This is a genomic window from Streptomyces sp. NPDC052773 (assembly GCF_044547145.1).
Classification (GTDB): domain Bacteria; phylum Actinomycetota; class Actinomycetes; order Streptomycetales; family Streptomycetaceae; genus Streptomyces.
Genome location: NZ_JBITZX010000008.1, coordinates 1 through 16,243 on the forward strand (window position 1 = coordinate 1; position 16,243 = coordinate 16,243).

The following is a 16,243-nucleotide window of genomic DNA, read 5'->3' on the forward strand; positions in this document are numbered from 1 at the left end:
TCCTCCACACCTACAACCACCACCGCTGCCACACCGCACTCGACGGACACCCGCCAATCAGCCGCGTAAACAACGCTACGGGTCAATACACCTAGTTCCGGCGCAGCAGCCGCGTCGCCCCCGCCGCCACCGTCGTCGCCAGCACCCAGCCGAGCAGCACCAGCGCCGCGCCCAGCCACTGCCAGCCGCCGCGCAGCTGCCAGCCGCCCGCGTGGCCGAGGTCGATGACGGGCAGCAGGAGGTCCAGGGCGAACAGGGCCGGGTTCCACGGCGGTTTCGCGGCGCTGCCGCCCCCGGCCTCCGGGCGTCCGGCGTAGGCGAAGGCCAGCGAGCCCGCCGCCCACAGCACCGCCATCCACACCGCCGCGCGGCCGGGCCGGTAGCCGTAGGCCACCGTCCAGTCCTGCGCGTACCCCCACAGCTTCGCGGCCGGCGGCAGCGTCTCGCGGCGCCGGCGCTGCTTCGCGAGCAGCACCTCGCGGGCGTCCTCGTCCTCGCCGCCGGCCCGCAGCACCGCCGCGAGCCGCTCGTACGGGTCCGGGTTGTACTCGGCGGTCGCCGCGGCCACCCACTCCAGCCGCTCGGCCAGCGGGAAGGGCCCCTGCGGGACCAGATTCTCGTAGGTGAAGCCCGGCATGTGCAGCCGGCCGGGGCCGGGCCAGCTGCTCGCCCGGTCGACGAGGTTCACGATCCGCGCCCCGGACAGCACCACCTTGCCCCGCTGCGGGCGCTCCCCGAGGAAGCGCAGCTCCGGCACCTGGATCCGGCGCAGCGACAGCTCCTGCTCGTCGGTGAGGACGAGCCGGGCGCTCTCGAAGTCGACCGCGTCACCGAACCGGCCGTCGTCCAGCCGCACCCCGCCATGGCACTCGAACCGCTGGACCCGGGTGCCCTGGGCGGGGGTGCGCCCGCTGAGCTGGAGGCCACCGAGTCCGGCCGGGGTCAGATACAGGGTGCGCTCCACGGTCAGCTGCGGGGCGTTCAGCGCCAGCCTGCCGTACGGGTTGCGCAGCCGGGCGCCGCGCAGGCTCAGCGACACCCCGACCGTGGCGCTGCGCAGGCTCAGCTCGCCGTGCGACTCCAGCAGCTCGGCCTGGAGGTCCTGCCCGACGTTCATGCCGTCCCCGGCGATGGAGCGCCCGCTGCGGTCGCGGTACACGATCGCCTGGTTGAGCAGCAGGTCGGTGCCGATCTGCGCGTCGGTGAGCCGTATCCCGCCGTGGAACCGGCAGCGCGGCAGATGCAGATCGCCCTCGGTGTGCACCCGGGCCGCCTCCAGCCGGGGCACCGAGCAGTTCACCAGCCGCACCGTGGTGAACCGGGCCTCCGGCAGCCGCACCTCCTGTTCGAAGCGGCAGCCGGTCAGCTCGACGTACGGCACCACGGTGCCGCCCGAGAGGTCCATGGAGCCGCTGATCTGGATCCCGGTCAGCTTCAGCGAGGACACCCGGCCGGCCAGCGCGGGCGGGCCGTCCAGCAGCAGCCAGCACACGACCCGGGCGCGCACGGTCCGCTCCTGCCCCCAGGGGTGCCCGCCGTGCGGGTCGTCGACGGCCGCGTCCCCGGTGCGCAGGTCGTACACGGCGCCGTCGCGGAAGGCCTGCCACATGCCGGCCTCGGCGGCGGTCAGCTCGTCCGGGATGTCCCCGGCCCGCAGGGCGGCCCCTTCGGTCACAGTCGTCCCTCCCTTCCCGGATACTCGCCGGTTCGTCCCTCGTACAGCTGTTCATGCCCGTTGTGTGACGGGCGCAACACGAAAAGTGACGGAGATCTTCCGGGCCGGCGACGCGTTCTGTATCAGCCATTGATACGCGCGGACGACCGCCGTCACCGGTCTGCGAGAATTGAGCCTGTGATCTCCCGAATCGATCTGCGCGGCGACGCCCTCCCGGAGGGTCCCGCCCTGCGCGACCTGCTGCCCCGAGCCGACTTCGACGTTCAGGCCGCCCTGGAGAAGGTGCGTCCGATCTGCGAGGCCGTGCATCATCGCGGGGACGCGGCGCTGATCGACTTCGCCGAGAAGTTCGACGGCGTGAAGCTCGACCGGATCCGGGTGCCCGCCGAGGCGCTCACCCGCGCCCTGGAGGAACTGGACCCGGCCGTGCGCGCGGCCCTGGAGGAGTCCATCCGCCGCGCCCGCCTCGTCCACCGCGCCCAGCGGCGTGAGACCCACACCACCCAGGTCGTGCCCGGCGGCACGGTCACCGAGAAGTGGGTGCCGGTCGAGCGCGTCGGCCTGTACGCGCCGGGCGGCCGCTCGGTCTACCCGTCCTCCGTGGTGATGAACGTCGTGCCCGCCCAGGAGGCCGGCGTCGAGTCCATCGCGCTCGCCTCCCCGGCCCAGGCCGAGTTCGGCGGCCTGCCGCACCCGACGATCCTCGCCGCCTGCGCCCTGCTCGGCGTCGACGAGGTCTACGCCGCGGGCGGCGCGACCGCGGTGGCGATGTTCGCCTACGGCACCGAGTCCTGCCCGCCCGCCAACATGGTCACCGGCCCCGGCAACATCTGGGTCGCCGCCGCCAAGCGCTACTTCACCGGCAAGATCGGCATCGACGCCGAGGCCGGCCCGACCGAGATCGCGATCCTGGCCGACTCCACGGCCGACCCGGTCCACGTGGCGTCCGACCTGATCAGCCAGGCCGAGCACGACCCGCTCGCCGCCGCCGTCCTGGTCACCGACTCCGTCGAGCTCGCGGAGGCCGTGGAGAAGGAGCTTCAGACCCAGGTCGCGGCCAGCAAGCACGTCGACGACCGGATCGTGCCCGCCCTCACCGGCAAGCAGTCCGCGATCGTCCTGGTCGACGGGGTCGAGGAGGGCCTGCGGGTGGTCGACGCGTACGGCGCCGAGCACCTGGAGATCCAGACCGCCGACGCCGCCGCCGTCGCCGGCCGCGTGAAGAACGCGGGCGCGATCTTCATCGGCCCCTGGGCGCCCGTGTCCCTCGGCGACTACGCCGCCGGGTCCAACCACGTCCTGCCCACCGGCGGCTGCGCCTGCCACTCCTCCGGCCTGTCCGTCCAGTCCTTCCTGCGCGGCATCCACATCGTGGACTACACCCGCGATGCCCTCGCCGAGGTGGCCCACCACGTGGTGACGCTGGCGGAGGCGGAGGACCTGCCCGCCCACGGCGCGGCGATCAAGGCCCGGTTCGACTGGAAGGTTCCGCAGGGCAAGTGACTGGCATCGACGATCTCCCCGTCCGGGACGAGCTGCGCGGCAAGTCCCCCTACGGCGCGCCCCAGCTCGACGTTCCGGTACGGCTGAACACCAACGAGAACCCCTACCCGCTGCCCGAGCCGCTGGTCGAGCGGATCGCCGAGCGGGTGCGCGAGGCGGCCCGCAGCCTCAACCGCTACCCGGACCGGGACGCGGTGGAGCTGCGCGCCAAGCTCGCCGAGTACCTGACGAAGACGTCCGGGTACGAGGTGGGCGTGGCCAACGTGTGGGCCGCCAACGGCTCCAACGAGGTCATCCAGCAGCTGCTGCAGACCTTCGGCGGTCCCGGCCGTACCGCGATCGGCTTCGAGCCGTCGTACTCGATGCACGGGCTCATCGCGCGCGGCACCGGCACCGGCTGGATCTCCGGCCCCCGGGGCGAGGACTTCACCATCGACCTCCCGGCGGCCGAGAAGGCCGTCGCCGAGCACCGGCCGGACGTCGTCTTCATCACCACCCCCAACAACCCCACGGGCAACGCGGTCCCGGCCGAGACGGTCCTCGCCCTCTACGAGGCCGCGCAGGCCGCCAAGCCGTCGATGGTGATCGTGGACGAGGCGTACGTCGAGTTCAGCCACGGCGACTCGCTGCTGCCGCTGCTCGACGGCCGCCCGAACCTCGTCATCTCCCGCACGATGTCGAAGGCGTTCGGCGCGGCGGGCCTGCGCCTCGGCTACCTCGCCGCGCACCCGGCCGTCGTGGACGCCGTCCAGCTGGTCCGGCTGCCCTACCACCTGTCGGCCGTCACCCAGGCGACCGCCCTGGCCGCCCTGGAGCACACCGACACCCTGCTCGGCTACGTCGAGCAGCTGAAGGCCGAGCGGGACCGGCTGGTGAGCGAGCTGCGGGCGATCGGCTACGAGGTGACCGAGTCCGACGCGAACTTCGTCCAGTTCGGACGGTTCGCCGACGCCCACCAGGCCTGGCAGAGGATCCTCGACCGGGGCGTCCTGGTCCGGGACAACGGCGTACCGGGGTGGCTGCGGGTCACCGCCGGCACCCCGGAGGAGAACGACGCGTTCCTCGACGCGGTCCGTGAGCTGAAGAAGGAGATGAACGCATGAACCGCGTAGGACGCGTGGAGCGGGTCACGAAGGAGACCTCGGTCCTCGTCGAGATAAACCTCGACGGCACCGGCCAGGTCGATGTGTCGACCGGTGTCGGCTTCTACGACCACATGCTCGACCAGCTCGGCCGGCACGGCCTGTTCGACCTCACCGTGAAGACCGAGGGCGACCTGCACATCGACTCCCACCACACCATCGAGGACACCGCCCTCGCGCTGGGCGCCGCCTTCAAGCAGGCCCTCGGCGACAAGGTGGGCATCTACCGCTTCGGCAACTGCACGGTCCCGCTGGACGAGTCCCTCGCCCAGGTGACCGTCGACCTGTCCGGCCGCCCGTACCTCGTGCACACCGAGCCCGAGAACATGGCGCCGATGATCGGCGAGTACGACACCACGATGACCCGGCACATCCTGGAGTCCTTCGTCGCCCAGGCCCAGATCGCGCTGCACGTCCACGTGCCGTACGGCCGCAACGCGCACCACATCGTCGAGTGCCAGTTCAAGGCGCTCGCCCGCGCCCTGCGCTACGCCTCGGAGCGCGACCCCCGCGCGGCGGGCATCCTCCCGTCCACGAAGGGCGCGCTGTGAACGGATTGTCGACCGTCCTGATCGTCGTCGGTCTCTTCCTGATCGGCGGGATCATTTCCTTCGTCAAGCAGAAGATGCCCACGAGCCTGATCGTGCTGCTGTCCATCGGCGCCGCGATGTGTCTCGTCGCGGGCGTCATGCGGCTGGAGGTGTGGAACTGATGAGCACCGCCAAGAAGGTCGTCGTCTTCGACTACGGCTTCGGCAACGTCCGCTCCGCCGAGCGCGCCCTGGCCCGCGCGGGAGCCGACGTCGAGATCACGCGCGACTACGACAAGGCCATGAACGCCGACGGCCTGCTGGTCCCCGGCGTCGGCGCGTTCGCCGCCTGCATGGCGGGCCTGAAGGAGGCGCGCGGCGACTGGATCATCGAGCGCAGGCTGTCCGGCGGGCGCCCCGTGATGGGCATCTGCGTCGGCATGCAGATCCTGTTCGCGCGCGGCATCGAGCACGGCGTGGAGACCGAAGGTCTCGACGAGTGGCCCGGCAGCGTCGAACCGCTCCAGGCCGACATCGTGCCCCACATGGGCTGGAACACCGTCGAGGCCCCGGCCGACTCCGAGCTGTTCGCCGGCCTGGACGCGGACGCCCGCTTCTACTTCGTGCACTCCTACGCCGTCCACGACTGGACCCTGGAGACGCACAACCCGGCGATCGCCGCGCCCAAGGTCACCTGGTCCACCCACGGCAAGCCCTTCGTGGCCGCCGTGGAGAACGGCGCCCTGTGGGCCACGCAGTTCCACCCCGAGAAGTCCGGCGACGCCGGCGCGCAGCTGCTCACCAACTGGATCGGAACCCTGTAGAGACATGGCCAAGCTCGAACTGCTCCCCGCCGTCGACGTCCGCGACGGCCAGGCCGTCCGCCTCGTGCACGGCGAGTCCGGCACCGAGACCTCCTACGGCTCCCCGCTGGAGGCCGCCCTCGCCTGGCAGCGCGCGGGCGCCGAGTGGCTGCACCTCGTCGACCTCGACGCGGCTTTCGGCACCGGCGACAACCGGGAGCTGATCGCCGAGGTGACGAAGGCGATGGACATCAAGGTGGAGCTGTCCGGCGGCATCCGCGACGACGCCTCCCTGGCCGCCGCGCTCGCCACCGGCTGCACCCGCGTCAACCTCGGCACCGCCGCCCTGGAGACCCCGGAGTGGGTCGCCAAGGTCATCGCCGAGCACGGCGACAAGATCGCGGTGGGTCTCGACGTACGGGGCACGACCCTGCGCGGCCGGGGCTGGACCCGCGACGGCGGCGACCTCTACGAGACGCTGGACCGCCTCAACAAGGAGGGCTGCGCGCGGTACGTCGTCACCGACATCGCCAAGGACGGCACCCTCCAGGGCCCCAACCTCGAGCTGCTGAGGAACGTCTGCGCGGCGACCGACCGCCCGGTCGTGGCCTCCGGCGGCGTCTCCTCCCTGGACGACCTGCGCGCGATCTCCGAGCTGGTCCCGCTCGGTGTCGAGGGCGCCATCGTCGGGAAGGCGCTGTACGCGAAGGCGTTCACCCTGGAAGAGGCCCTGGAGGCAGTGTCGTCATGACGTCGGAAGCCGTGCGGCGTGTGCAGAGCGGAAGTCCCTGGGAAGAGTCCTTCGGTTTCGCACGCGCCGTCGCGGCGGGCGACCGCGTCCTCGTCGGCGGCACCACGTCCTTCAAGGGCGACGTGCTGTACGGCGAGGGCGACCCGTACGAACAGGCCAAGGTGGCCTTCACCAGCGCCCTGGAGGCGCTCGGTGAGTTCGGGCTCGGCGTCGAGTCCGTGATCCGCACCCGGATGTATCTGACGCACGCCCGGGACGTGGACGACGTGGGCCGAGCCCACAAGGAATTCTTCGACCCGGTGCGCCCGGTGTCCACCCTCCTCGTGGTGGAGGGCTTCGTGGACCCGCGCATTCTGGTCGAGGTCGAGATAGAGGCATTCAGAGGAGCCGAGCAGTCATGACCCTGGCGGTCCGAGTCATCCCCTGCCTGGACGTGGACAACGGCCGGGTCGTCAAGGGCGTCAACTTCCAGAACCTGCGCGACGCGGGCGACCCCGTCGAGATGGCGAAGGTGTACGACGCCGAGGGCGCCGACGAGCTGACGTTCCTGGACATCACCGCGTCCTCCGGCAACCGCGAGACGACCTACGACGTGGTGCGCCGCACCGCCGAGCAGGTCTTCATCCCGCTCACCGTGGGCGGCGGCGTGCGCACGGCCGAGGACGTGGACAAGCTGCTGCGCGCCGGCGCGGACAAGGTCGGTGTGAACACCGCCGCCATCGCCCGCCCGGACCTGATCCGGGAGATCGCCGAGCGCTTCGGCCGGCAGGTCCTGGTCCTGTCGGTGGACGCCCGCCGCACCGAGTCGGGCTCCTTCGAGGTCACCACCCACGGCGGCCGGCGCGGCACCGGCATCGACGCCGTCGAGTGGGCGCACCGGGCCGCCGAGCTGGGCGCGGGCGAGATCCTGCTGAACTCGATGGACGCCGACGGCACCAAGGACGGCTACGACCTGGAGATGATCCGCGCCGTCCGGGGGCACGTCACGGTCCCGGTCATCGCCTCCGGCGGCGCCGGCCGGCTCGCCGACTTCCCGCCCGCCGTCGAGGCCGGCGCGGACGCGGTCCTCGCGGCCTCGGTCTTCCACTTCGGCGACCTGCGCATCGGCGAGGTCAAGCAGACCCTGCGGGAGGCCGGCCACCCGGTGCGGTGACCCGCACGGGCCGCCCCTTCAGATGCCGAGCTGCTTGCTGCCGTGCAGGCGCTCGATCGCGTCCGCGTCGCCGTCCAGGTCCACCTTGGCGGCGCTCTGGCGGCCGTAGAGGAACAGCAGCAGTTCGGACGGCTCGCCGGTCACCGTCACCACCGGGGTGCCCCGGTGGGCGACGGCGGTCTGGCCGTCGGGGCGGCGCAGGACCAGGCCGGTGGGCGCGCCACGGCCCATGAGGCGGGCGGTGCGCTCCATCCGGGACCACAGGGCGTCCTGGAAGACGGGGTCGAGCACCCGCGCGGTCCACTCCGGCTGGGCCCGGCGGACGTCCTCCGCGTGGACGTAGAACTCCACCGTGTTCGACATCTCGTCGATCTGCTTCAGGGCGAACGGCGAGAAACGCGGCGGCCCGGTGCGGATGAGCTGGATCAGCTCCTCGTACGGCTTCGCGGCGAACTCCTCCATCGCCTTCTCCAGGCGCGGCGCGAGCTGTTTGATCAGCAGACCGCCGGCCGCGTCGGGGCGGCGCTCGCGCACCACCACGTGCGCGGCCAGGTCCCGGGTCAGCCAGCCCTCGCACAGGGTGGGAGCCTCCGGGCCCGCGGTTTCCAAGAGGTCGGCGAGAAGGAGCCGTTCACGCTTGGCAAAGGTCGACATGCCGTCAGCCTACGACCGCCGGCCTGGTCCGCCCACCCGTCGCCCGGCCACCGCCCCTCATCGAGGCGCTTCGCGCCGCCCCGCTCATCTGGTGGACAAGGGGCCGGGAGTGTCGGTGCCGCGCGGCACAATGGCACCCATGAGCAGCACGCCTCCGCCCCGCAGGCCCAGCAGCCTGGACCCCGAGATCGCCGCGCGCCTCAAGCGCAGCACCGACGGTCTCCTGCCCGCCATCGCCCAGCAGTACGACACCGGAGAGGTGCTCATGCTCGGCTGGATGGACGACGAGGCGCTGCACCGCACCCTGACCACCGGCCGCTGCACCTACTGGTCGCGCAGCCGCCAGGAGTACTGGGTCAAGGGCGACACCTCCGGTCACTTCCAGTGGGTGAAGTCCGTCGCCCTGGACTGCGACGCGGACACCCTGCTCGTCCAGGTCGACCAGGTCGGCGCCGCCTGCCACACCGGCGCCCGCACCTGCTTCGACGAGGACGTGCTGCTCAAGGACGCCGGCGCGCCGGCCTCGGATCAGTAAGGTCGGCCGCCATGGACCTCGAGACCTTCCGCAAGCTCGCCACCGACCGCCGCGTCATCCCCGTCACCCGCAAGCTCCTCGCCGACGGTGACACCCCGGTCGCGCTCTACCGCAAGCTCGCCGCCGAGCGCCCCGGCACCTTCCTCCTGGAGTCCGCGGAGAACGGCCGCTCGTGGTCCCGCTACTCCTTCGTCGGCGTCCGCTCCGCGGCCACCCTCACCGAGCGCGACGGCCGGGCCCACTGGCTGGGCGCCCCGCCCGTCGGCGTCCCGGTCGACGGCGATCCGCTCGCCGCGCTGCGCGCCACCATCGAGGCGCTGCACACCCCGCACCAGGACGGCCTGCCACCCTTCACCGGCGGCATGGTCGGCTACCTGGGGTACGACATCGTGCGCCGCCTGGAGAAGATCGGCCCCGGCGAGCGCGACGAGCTGAGGCTCCCTGAGCTGACCATGCTCCTCACCAGCGACCTCGCGGTGATGGACCACTGGGAGGGCTCGGTCCTGCTGATCGCCAACGCGATCAACCACAACGACCTCGACACCGGCGTCGACGAGGCCTACGCGGACGCGGTCGCCCGCCTCGACGCCATGGAGGCCGACCTGTCCCGCGCGGTCGCCCAGCCGCCCGCCGTACTGCCGCCCTCCGAGCTGCCCGAGTACACCGCGCGGTGGGGCGGCACCGACTTCCAGGCGGCCGTCGAGGACATCAAGGAGCGCATCCGCGCGGGCGAGGCCTTCCAGGTGGTGCCCTCCCAGCGGTTCGAGACGCCCTGCACGGCGAGCGCGCTGGACGTGTACCGGGTGCTACGGGCGACGAACCCCTCGCCGTACATGTACCTGTTCCGCTTCGACGGCTTCGACGTCGTCGGCTCGTCCCCGGAGGCGCTGGTCAAGGTCGAGGACGGGCGGGCCATGGTGCACCCCATCGCCGGCACCCGGCACCGCGGCGCCACCCCGCAGGAGGACCAGGCCCTCGCCGAGGAACTGCTCGCCGACCCCAAGGAGCGCGCCGAGCACCTGATGCTCGTCGACCTGGGCCGCAACGACCTGGGCCGGGTCTGCGAACCGGGCTCGGTCGAGGTCGTCGACTTCATGTCCATCGAGCGGTACTCGCACGTGATGCACATCGTCTCCACGGTCACCGGCAAGGTCGCCGCGGGCCGCACCGCCTTCGACGTGCTCACCGCCTGCTTCCCGGCCGGCACCCTCTCCGGCGCCCCCAAGCCGCGCGCGATGCAGATCATCGACGAGCTGGAGCCGTCCCGGCGCGGTCTGTACGGCGGCTGCGTCGGCTACCTCGACTTCGCGGGGGACTCCGACACCGCCATCGCCATCCGCACCGCCCTGCTGCGCGACGGCACCGCCTACGTCCAGGCGGGCGCCGGAGTCGTCGCCGACTCCGACCCGGTCGCCGAGGACACCGAGTGCCGCAACAAGGCGGCGGCGGTCCTGCGGGCCGTCCACACCGCCAATCGGCTCGGCGGGCGGGACCGGTAAGTAGGGCACGGATCACGTCGGCCCCGGGTGACGGCCGGCCCGGGGTTCAGGCGATAGTGGAGTACGTGACTGCCGTACCTCACCCCCGTTCCGAAGCCGCACGACCCGCGCGCGCCGGGCGCCGCAGCCTCGCCGTCGCGCTGCTGTGCGGCGCGCTCGGCGCGGCCGTGGCGCTGCTGGCCACCCGTCAGCAGTGGTCGCAGGGCACCGCGACGGTGGCTGGCGGCTCCTTCCCGCTGACCGCCAAGGGCAGCGACGTCACCGGCGTCCCGGCGGCCCTGGCCGTCGTCGGCCTCGCCGCGCTCGTCGCCGTCTTCGCCGTCCGCCGCACCGGCCGTCTCGTGGTCGCGGCGCTGCTCACCCTGTCCGGCGCCGGCACCGTGGTGGCCGCCCTGCTCGGCGCCTCCGACACCGCCGCGCTCGACGAGCAGGCCGCCCGCGCCTCCGGCGACACCTCCGCCACCGTCCACGCCCTCAGCCACACCGCGTGGCCGTACGTCGCGGTCGTCGGCGGCGCCCTGATCCTGCTGGCCGGACTGCTCGCCCTGCGCTACGGCCGGCTGTGGCCCGCGATGTCCGGCCGCTACGAGCGCTCCGGCGCCCCCCGCCCGCGCCGCGCCGCCCCGGCCGTCGACCCGGACCGGCCCGAGGACCTGTGGAAGGCCCTGGACCGCGGCGAGGACCCGACGGGCACCGGCCCGGCCTGACCCCGCCCGGCCGCGACCCGGTCCGGATGTGGCGAAACAGACGTCACCGGGAGGCCACCCCCGCGCACACCGCCCATGGGCGTACGGGACAATGGACGACGAGCGTCAGGCTCACACACGTACACGGCTACGAGGAGCAAGCAATGGCGGACAGCAGCCACGGGCACGGTCACACCCCGGCCGCCTGGACCGGTGTCATCATCGCCTTCATCGGTTTCACCGTCGCGGGTGCCTTCATGGTGATGGCCAACCCGCTGGGTGTCGTCGGCGGCCTGGTCCTCGCGGCCCTCGGTGGTGTCGTCGGCGGCGTGATGCGTGCGATGGGCCTGGGCATGCCGAAGGCGCAGCCCCTGCGCATGGCCGAGGGCGCCACGACCGGGAAGAAGGCCCCCGCGGCCACCCGCGAGCCCGTCGCCGCCGAGAGCTGATCCGGCGCGGCACACACCAGCGACTTCGTCGAGGGGCGGCCCACGGGCCGCCCCTCACGCGCGTCCGCACCCGCGCGGGGGCACAATGCGGGAATGACCGCCGACCGCCGCCCCCCGACACCGGCCCCGGCCCGGCCCGCCGCACCCACCACGGCCGTCGCGCCCGCCGCGGCCCGGCCCATCGGGTCGCCCGCGGCCCGGTCCACCGCTGCCCGGTCCACCGCTGCCCGGCTGGCCGTGCCCGCCGCGGTGCTCGCGGCCGTCGCCGGTGCCTTCGCGTACGTCGGAGCGGTCGACCCCAACGAACCCGGCCACTACCCGGCCTGCCCGCTGCTGCGCCTCACCGGCGTCTACTGCCCCGGCTGCGGCGGGCTGCGCAGCGCCCACGCCGTCGTCCACGGCGACCTCCCGGCCGCGCTCCAGGCCAACGCGGTGGCGGTCGCGGGGTACGCGCTGTTCGCCGTGGTGTGGACCGTATGGGTGGTCCGCGCGGCCCGCGGCCGGCCGTTCCGCCTCGACCTGCGCTCCGCGCACCTGTGGGCGGCCGGCGCGTTGCTGCTGGTCTTCACCGTTGTCCGGAACCTGCCGTTCGGTGGCTGGTTGCATCCTTGATCATCGAACGGATGTCCAGGTAGTGGGACCGCCGTCAACCGGATGCGGGGCCTTCGCCCTCCTCCGGATACCATCGCAGTGACCATAGGTTTCGACCGACCGCTGTGACAGTCAGCCGACTGGAAGGGGGCCGCTCGCGTGAGTGTGCTCGACGAGATCATCGACGGAGTCCGTGCCGACCTCGCGGAGCGGCAGGCGCGCGTCAGCCTCGACGAGCTCAAGGAGCGCGCGGCGAAGGCTCCCGCCGCCAAGGACGGGATCGCCGCGCTCAAGGGCGACGGCGTCAAGGTGATCTGCGAGGTCAAGCGCTCCAGCCCGTCCAAGGGCGCGCTGGCCGCGATCGCCGACCCCGCGGGCCTCGCCGCGGACTACGAGGCGGGCGGCGCGGCCGTCATCTCCGTCCTCACCGAACAGCGCCGCTTCGGCGGCTCCCTCGCCGACCTGGAAGCGGTCCGCGCGCGCGTGGACATCCCGGTCCTGCGCAAGGACTTCATCGTCACCTCCTACCAGCTGTGGGAAGCCCGCGCGTACGGCGCCGACCTCGCCCTGCTGATCGTGGCGGCCCTGGACCAGCCCGCGCTGGAGTCCCTGATCGAGCGCGCGGTGTCCATCGGGCTCACGCCCCTCGTCGAGGTCCACGACGAGGAGGAGGTCGAGCGCGCCGTCGACGCGGGCGCCAAGGTCATCGGCGTCAACGCGCGCAACCTCAAGACCCTGGAGGTCGACCGCTCCACCTTCGAGCGGGTGGCCCCCGAGATCCCCGACGGCATCGTCAAGATCGCCGAGTCCGGCATCCGCGGCCCGCACGACCTCATCGCCTACGCCAACGCCGGCGCCGACGCCGTCCTGGTCGGCGAGTCCCTGGTCACGGGCAAGGACCCCAAGACGGCCGTCGCCGACCTGGTCGCCGCGGGCGAGCACCCGGCGCTGCGCCACGGCCGGGGCTGAGTTTCGTTACAGTGGGCCCACGATGACGCTTCCGATCACCCTCACCGCCCCGGACCGGTACGCCCGCCTCGCGCGGGGCTGCCGCCCCCGGGGCTGCCGCGCGCCCGCCCGCCGCGTGCACGGACGCCGGGTGCGGTACGTCATCGGCGACGAGCCCGGGCAGGTCAACGGCCGCCGATGGCAGCGCCCCCCTCAGGGGCGCGGGGCCCTGTTCGATATGCGGCTGGCGCCGCGCGAGCGCGACTAGCCACAGCCGGCCGCAGCCGACCGACCATCCCCGCCCCCACGGCGACAGTGTCTCTTCACCACACTCACCGTGAGGCTCAAGCATGCCCAGCAACTTCTTCATCCCCGACCCGGAGGGTCAGGTCCCCAACCCGGCGGGCTACTTCGGCGCGTTCGGCGGCAAGTTCATCCCGGAGGCCCTCGTCGCCGCCGTCGACGAGGTCGCCGTCGAGTTCGAGAAGGCCAAGAACGACCCCGAGTTCGCCCGCGAGCTGGACGACCTGCTCGTCAACTACACGGGCCGCCCCTCGGCGCTCACCGAGGTCCCCCGCTTCGCCGCGGAAGCCGGCGGCGCCCGGATCTTCCTCAAGCGCGAGGACCTGAACCACACCGGCTCCCACAAGATCAACAATGTGCTCGGCCAGGCCCTGCTCACCAAGCGCATGGGCAAGACCCGCGTCATCGCCGAGACCGGCGCCGGCCAGCACGGCGTCGCCACGGCCACCGCCTGCGCCCTGTTCGGCCTCGACTGCACCATCTACATGGGCGAGATCGACACCCGGCGGCAGGCCCTCAACGTGGCCCGCATGCGCATGCTCGGCGCCGAGGTCATCGCCGTGAAGTCGGGCAGCCGCACCCTGAAGGACGCCATCAACGAGGCGTTCCGCGACTGGGTCGCCAACGTCGACCACACCCACTACCTGTTCGGCACGGTCGCGGGCCCCCACCCCTTCCCGGCCATGGTCCGCGACTTCCACCGGGTCATCGGCGTCGAGGCCCGCCGCCAGCTCCTGGAGCGCGCCGGACGCCTGCCCGACGCGGCCATCGCCTGCGTCGGCGGCGGCTCCAACGCCATCGGCCTGTTCCACGCCTTCATCCCCGACGAGTCCGTCCGCCTCATCGGCTGCGAGCCCGCCGGGCATGGCGTCGAGACCGGCGAGCACGCGGCCACCCTGACCGCGGGCGAGCCCGGCATCCTGCACGGCTCCCGGTCGTACGTCCTCCAGGACGACGAGGGCCAGATCACCGAGCCGTACTCCATCTCGGCCGGTCTGGACTACCCGGGCATCGGCCCCGAGCACTCCTACCTGAAGGACACCGGCCGCGCCGAGTACCGCGCGGTCACCGACGACGCGGCCATGCAGGCGCTGCGCCTGCTGTCCCGCACCGAGGGCATCATCCCCGCCATCGAAAGCGCCCACGCCCTGGCCGGCGCCCTCGAGGTCGGCCGGGAACTGGGCGAGGACGGGCTGATCGTGGTCAACCTGTCCGGCCGCGGCGACAAGGACATGGACACCGCCGCACGCTACTTCGGCCTGTACGACACCGACGCCGAGGTCGCCGAGGACGCCTCCGGCACCGCCGAGATCGAGGGGGACGCCAAGTGAGCGGGAACATCGAGCTGCTGACCGGCACCCTCGCCACGGCGAAGGCCGAGGGCCGCGCCGCCCTCATCGCCTACCTCCCGGCCGGTTTCCCGACCGTCGACGGCGGCATCGAGGCGATCAAGGCCGTCCTGGACGGCGGCGCGGACGTCGTCGAGGTCGGTCTGCCGCACAGCGACCCCGTCCTCGACGGCCCGGTCATCCAGACCGCCGACGACATCGCCCTGCGCGGCGGCGTGCGGATCGCCGACGTCATGCGCACGGTCCGCGAGGTGTTCGCCGCCACCGGCAAGCCGGTCCTCGTCATGACCTACTGGAACCCCATCGACCGCTACGGCGTCGAGCGGTTCACCGCGGAGCTGGCCGAGGCGGGCGGCGCGGGCTGCATCCTGCCCGACCTGCCCGTGCAGGAGTCCGCGCTGTGGCGGGAGCACGCCGAGAAGCACGGCCTCGCGACCGTGTTCGTGGTGGCGCCCAGCAGCAAGGACGAGCGGCTCGCCGAGATCACCGCGGCGGGCAGCGGCTTCGTCTACGCCGCCTCCCTGATGGGTGTCACCGGCACCCGCGAGTCGGTCGGCGAGCAGGCGCAGACCCTGGTCGAGCGCACCCGCGCCACCACCCAACTGCCGGTCTGCGTCGGCCTCGGCGTGTCCAACGCGGCCCAGGCCGCCGAGGTCGCCGGCTTCGCCGACGGCGTCATCGTCGGCTCCGCCTTCGTCAAGCGGATGCTGGACGCCCCCGACCACGCCGCCGGCGTCGAGGCCGTCCGCGCCCTCGCCGGTGAACTGGCCGAGGGCGTACGGGGACGGGCGTAGCGGACGGGGAGTGACGGACCCGATCGTCATACGGGTCGCTCGAACGGGTGGACCTGGAGCCGGGGAGGCGCGCTGCGCCTCCCCGGTTCGTTCTGCGGGGTGTGAGCGAGAAGAACCGTGACGGAAAGCGCACCGCCCGGGAACGGCTGGCGGCGGAGCGCGAGAAGCAGAAAGCGGCGGAGAAGCGGCGGCGGACGCTGATCGTGGGAGCGAGCGTCGTCTGCGTCCTGGCCCTCGCGGCGGTGATCGGCGTGGTCGCCGCCAACGCGGGCAAGGACGACGGCGGCGACAGCGCGGGCCCGGTCGTGGCACCCTCGGGCGCCAACGGCGAGGACGACCTGGTCATCCCGGTCGGTGAGAGCGGCGCCAAGTCGACGCTCACCGTCTGGGAGGACTTCCGCTGCCCGGCCTGCAAGTCGTTCGAGACCAACTACCGCTCGACGATCCACGAGCTGACCGCCGCCGGCCAGCTCAGAGTGGAGTACCGCCTGGCCACCATCATCGACGGCAACATGGGCGGCAGCGGCTCGCGCAACGCGGCCAACGCCGCCGCCTGCGCCCAGGACGCCGGGAAGTTCGTCGAGTACCACGACGTGCTGTTCGACAACCAGCCCCCGGAGACCGACGACGCGTTCGCCGGGAACGGCAAGCTGATCGAGCTGGCGGGCAAGGTCCGCGGCCTCGACACGCCCGCCTTCCGCAAATGCGTCGAGGACGGCACGCACAACGGCTGGGTCGACAAGTCCGCCCAGGCCTTCGGCAACGGCGGCTTCACCGGCACGCCGACCGTCCTGCTCGACGGCAAGAACATCTATCAGGACCAGACGATGACCCCGGCCAAGCTCAAGCAGCAGGTGCAGGAGGCGGCGAAGGGATGAC

Annotated in this window: 20 protein-coding genes; 18 read left to right on the forward strand and 2 right to left on the reverse strand. The window is 72.6% G+C overall.

Annotated elements, in window-relative coordinates; all coding sequences use genetic code 11:
* Window positions 1–91 precede the first annotated feature (91 nt).
* The gene (locus ACIG0D_RS18960; protein WP_399801994.1) at window positions 92–1,675 is read right to left on the reverse strand and encodes an oxidoreductase; all 1,584 of its coding nucleotides are present in this window, start codon (window positions 1,673–1,675) and stop codon (window positions 92–94) included.
* A 177-nt stretch (window positions 1,676–1,852) separates the two neighbouring features.
* On the opposite strand from ACIG0D_RS18960, the gene hisD reads away from it, so the two are divergent.
* The 8 genes from hisD to hisF are packed head-to-tail and all read left to right on the forward strand — an operon-like array spanning window position 1,853 to window position 7,556.
* Window positions 1,853–3,178, forward strand: a complete 1,326-nt coding sequence (hisD, locus tag ACIG0D_RS18965; RefSeq protein WP_399801996.1) for a histidinol dehydrogenase — start codon at window positions 1,853–1,855, stop codon at window positions 3,176–3,178.
* Entirely contained in the window at window positions 3,175–4,281 is a 1,107-nt protein-coding gene (locus ACIG0D_RS18970; RefSeq protein ID WP_399801999.1) for a histidinol-phosphate transaminase, read from the forward strand. Before hisD ends, ACIG0D_RS18970 begins: the two co-directional genes overlap by 4 nt.
* On the forward strand, window positions 4,278–4,871 hold the full coding sequence (gene hisB, locus ACIG0D_RS18975) for an imidazoleglycerol-phosphate dehydratase HisB (RefSeq protein ID WP_037889654.1): 594 nt from the start codon (window positions 4,278–4,280) through the stop codon (window positions 4,869–4,871). Before ACIG0D_RS18970 ends, hisB begins: the two co-directional genes overlap by 4 nt.
* Window positions 4,868–5,032: a hypothetical protein gene (locus ACIG0D_RS18980; RefSeq protein ID WP_165997594.1), complete on the forward strand. Its 165-nt coding sequence runs from the start codon at window positions 4,868–4,870 to the stop codon at window positions 5,030–5,032. Before hisB ends, ACIG0D_RS18980 begins: the two co-directional genes overlap by 4 nt.
* The gene (gene hisH / locus ACIG0D_RS18985; protein WP_399802003.1) at window positions 5,032–5,673 is read left to right on the forward strand and encodes an imidazole glycerol phosphate synthase subunit HisH; all 642 of its coding nucleotides are present in this window, start codon (window positions 5,032–5,034) and stop codon (window positions 5,671–5,673) included. The genes ACIG0D_RS18980 and hisH overlap by 1 nt, the downstream gene beginning before the upstream one ends.
* A gap of 4 nt (window positions 5,674–5,677) precedes the next feature.
* Window positions 5,678–6,403 carry a bifunctional 1-(5-phosphoribosyl)-5-((5-phosphoribosylamino)methylideneamino)imidazole-4-carboxamide isomerase/phosphoribosylanthranilate isomerase PriA gene (gene priA / locus ACIG0D_RS18990; protein ID WP_399802006.1) on the forward strand — a complete coding sequence of 242 codons (726 nt, stop codon included), beginning with the start codon at window positions 5,678–5,680 and terminating at the stop codon, window positions 6,401–6,403.
* Entirely contained in the window at window positions 6,400–6,804 is a 405-nt protein-coding gene (locus ACIG0D_RS18995; protein ID WP_399802008.1) for a RidA family protein, read from the forward strand. The genes priA and ACIG0D_RS18995 overlap by 4 nt, the downstream gene beginning before the upstream one ends.
* Window positions 6,801–7,556: an imidazole glycerol phosphate synthase subunit HisF gene (gene hisF, locus ACIG0D_RS19000; RefSeq protein WP_399802011.1), complete on the forward strand. Its 756-nt coding sequence runs from the start codon at window positions 6,801–6,803 to the stop codon at window positions 7,554–7,556. Before ACIG0D_RS18995 ends, hisF begins: the two co-directional genes overlap by 4 nt.
* An 18-nt stretch (window positions 7,557–7,574) precedes the next feature.
* Here hisF and ACIG0D_RS19005 read toward each other — a convergent pair whose 3' ends face one another.
* Window positions 7,575–8,210 carry a TIGR03085 family metal-binding protein gene (locus ACIG0D_RS19005; protein WP_399802013.1) on the reverse strand — a complete coding sequence of 212 codons (636 nt, stop codon included), beginning with the start codon at window positions 8,208–8,210 and terminating at the stop codon, window positions 7,575–7,577.
* Window positions 8,211–8,349: 139 nt separating this feature from the next.
* Here ACIG0D_RS19005 and hisI point away from each other — a divergent pair, with 139 nt between their 5' ends.
* The 10 genes from hisI to ACIG0D_RS19055 all read left to right on the forward strand — a co-directional run bounded on the left by hisI (window position 8,350) and on the right by ACIG0D_RS19055 (window position 16,242).
* Complete coding sequence (gene hisI / locus ACIG0D_RS19010) at window positions 8,350–8,745, forward strand: phosphoribosyl-AMP cyclohydrolase (protein ID WP_399802016.1); 396 nt, start codon at window positions 8,350–8,352, stop codon at window positions 8,743–8,745.
* Between the two features lie 11 nt (window positions 8,746–8,756).
* On the forward strand, window positions 8,757–10,244 hold the full coding sequence (locus ACIG0D_RS19015) for an anthranilate synthase component I (protein ID WP_399802019.1): 1,488 nt from the start codon (window positions 8,757–8,759) through the stop codon (window positions 10,242–10,244).
* A gap of 56 nt (window positions 10,245–10,300) precedes the next feature.
* Window positions 10,301–10,951 carry a TIGR02234 family membrane protein gene (locus tag ACIG0D_RS19020; RefSeq protein WP_399802022.1) on the forward strand — a complete coding sequence of 217 codons (651 nt, stop codon included), beginning with the start codon at window positions 10,301–10,303 and terminating at the stop codon, window positions 10,949–10,951.
* 143 nt (window positions 10,952–11,094) lie between these two features.
* Window positions 11,095–11,379, forward strand: a complete 285-nt coding sequence (locus ACIG0D_RS19025; RefSeq protein WP_365924362.1) for an HGxxPAAW family protein — start codon at window positions 11,095–11,097, stop codon at window positions 11,377–11,379.
* A 93-nt stretch (window positions 11,380–11,472) separates the two neighbouring features.
* Window positions 11,473–11,991, forward strand: a complete 519-nt coding sequence (locus ACIG0D_RS19030) for a DUF2752 domain-containing protein (protein ID WP_399802026.1) — start codon at window positions 11,473–11,475, stop codon at window positions 11,989–11,991.
* Between the two features lie 138 nt (window positions 11,992–12,129).
* A complete protein-coding gene (gene trpC / locus ACIG0D_RS19035; RefSeq protein ID WP_365758708.1) occupies window positions 12,130–12,939 on the forward strand; it encodes an indole-3-glycerol phosphate synthase TrpC in 810 nt (269 codons plus the stop codon).
* 22 nt (window positions 12,940–12,961) lie between these two features.
* Window positions 12,962–13,186, forward strand: a complete 225-nt coding sequence (gene trpM / locus ACIG0D_RS19040; protein ID WP_399802030.1) for a tryptophan biosynthesis modulator TrpM — start codon at window positions 12,962–12,964, stop codon at window positions 13,184–13,186.
* Window positions 13,187–13,268: 82 nt separating this feature from the next.
* A complete protein-coding gene (trpB, locus tag ACIG0D_RS19045; protein WP_365758704.1) occupies window positions 13,269–14,552 on the forward strand; it encodes a tryptophan synthase subunit beta in 1,284 nt (427 codons plus the stop codon).
* Window positions 14,549–15,364 (forward strand): tryptophan synthase subunit alpha, encoded by an 816-nt coding sequence (gene trpA / locus ACIG0D_RS19050; RefSeq protein ID WP_399802033.1) that lies wholly within the window; start codon window positions 14,549–14,551, stop codon window positions 15,362–15,364. Before trpB ends, trpA begins: the two co-directional genes overlap by 4 nt.
* Window positions 15,365–15,465: 101 nt before the next feature.
* Window positions 15,466–16,242, forward strand: coding sequence for a DsbA family protein (locus tag ACIG0D_RS19055; RefSeq protein WP_399802035.1), 777 nt, complete (start codon window positions 15,466–15,468; stop codon window positions 16,240–16,242).
* Window position 16,243 lies beyond the last annotated feature (1 nt).

Coding starts and splice junctions, on each gene's coding strand:
- ACIG0D_RS19025 (WP_365924362.1), top strand. CDS start 11,095: ATGGCGGACAGCAGCCACGGGCACGGTCACACCCCGGCCGCCTGGACC.
- ACIG0D_RS19030 (WP_399802026.1), top strand. CDS start 11,473: ATGACCGCCGACCGCCGCCCCCCGACACCGGCCCCGGCCCGGCCCGCC.
- hisH (WP_399802003.1), top strand. CDS start 5,032: ATGAGCACCGCCAAGAAGGTCGTCGTCTTCGACTACGGCTTCGGCAAC.
- trpM (WP_399802030.1), top strand. CDS start 12,962: ATGACGCTTCCGATCACCCTCACCGCCCCGGACCGGTACGCCCGCCTC.
- ACIG0D_RS19005 (WP_399802013.1), bottom strand. CDS start 8,210: ATGTCGACCTTTGCCAAGCGTGAACGGCTCCTTCTCGCCGACCTCTTG.
- ACIG0D_RS18995 (WP_399802008.1), top strand. CDS start 6,400: ATGACGTCGGAAGCCGTGCGGCGTGTGCAGAGCGGAAGTCCCTGGGAA.
- hisB (WP_037889654.1), top strand. CDS start 4,278: ATGAACCGCGTAGGACGCGTGGAGCGGGTCACGAAGGAGACCTCGGTC.
- ACIG0D_RS19015 (WP_399802019.1), top strand. CDS start 8,757: ATGGACCTCGAGACCTTCCGCAAGCTCGCCACCGACCGCCGCGTCATC.
- trpB (WP_365758704.1), top strand. CDS start 13,269: ATGCCCAGCAACTTCTTCATCCCCGACCCGGAGGGTCAGGTCCCCAAC.
- priA (WP_399802006.1), top strand. CDS start 5,678: ATGGCCAAGCTCGAACTGCTCCCCGCCGTCGACGTCCGCGACGGCCAG.
- hisF (WP_399802011.1), top strand. CDS start 6,801: ATGACCCTGGCGGTCCGAGTCATCCCCTGCCTGGACGTGGACAACGGC.
- hisI (WP_399802016.1), top strand. CDS start 8,350: ATGAGCAGCACGCCTCCGCCCCGCAGGCCCAGCAGCCTGGACCCCGAG.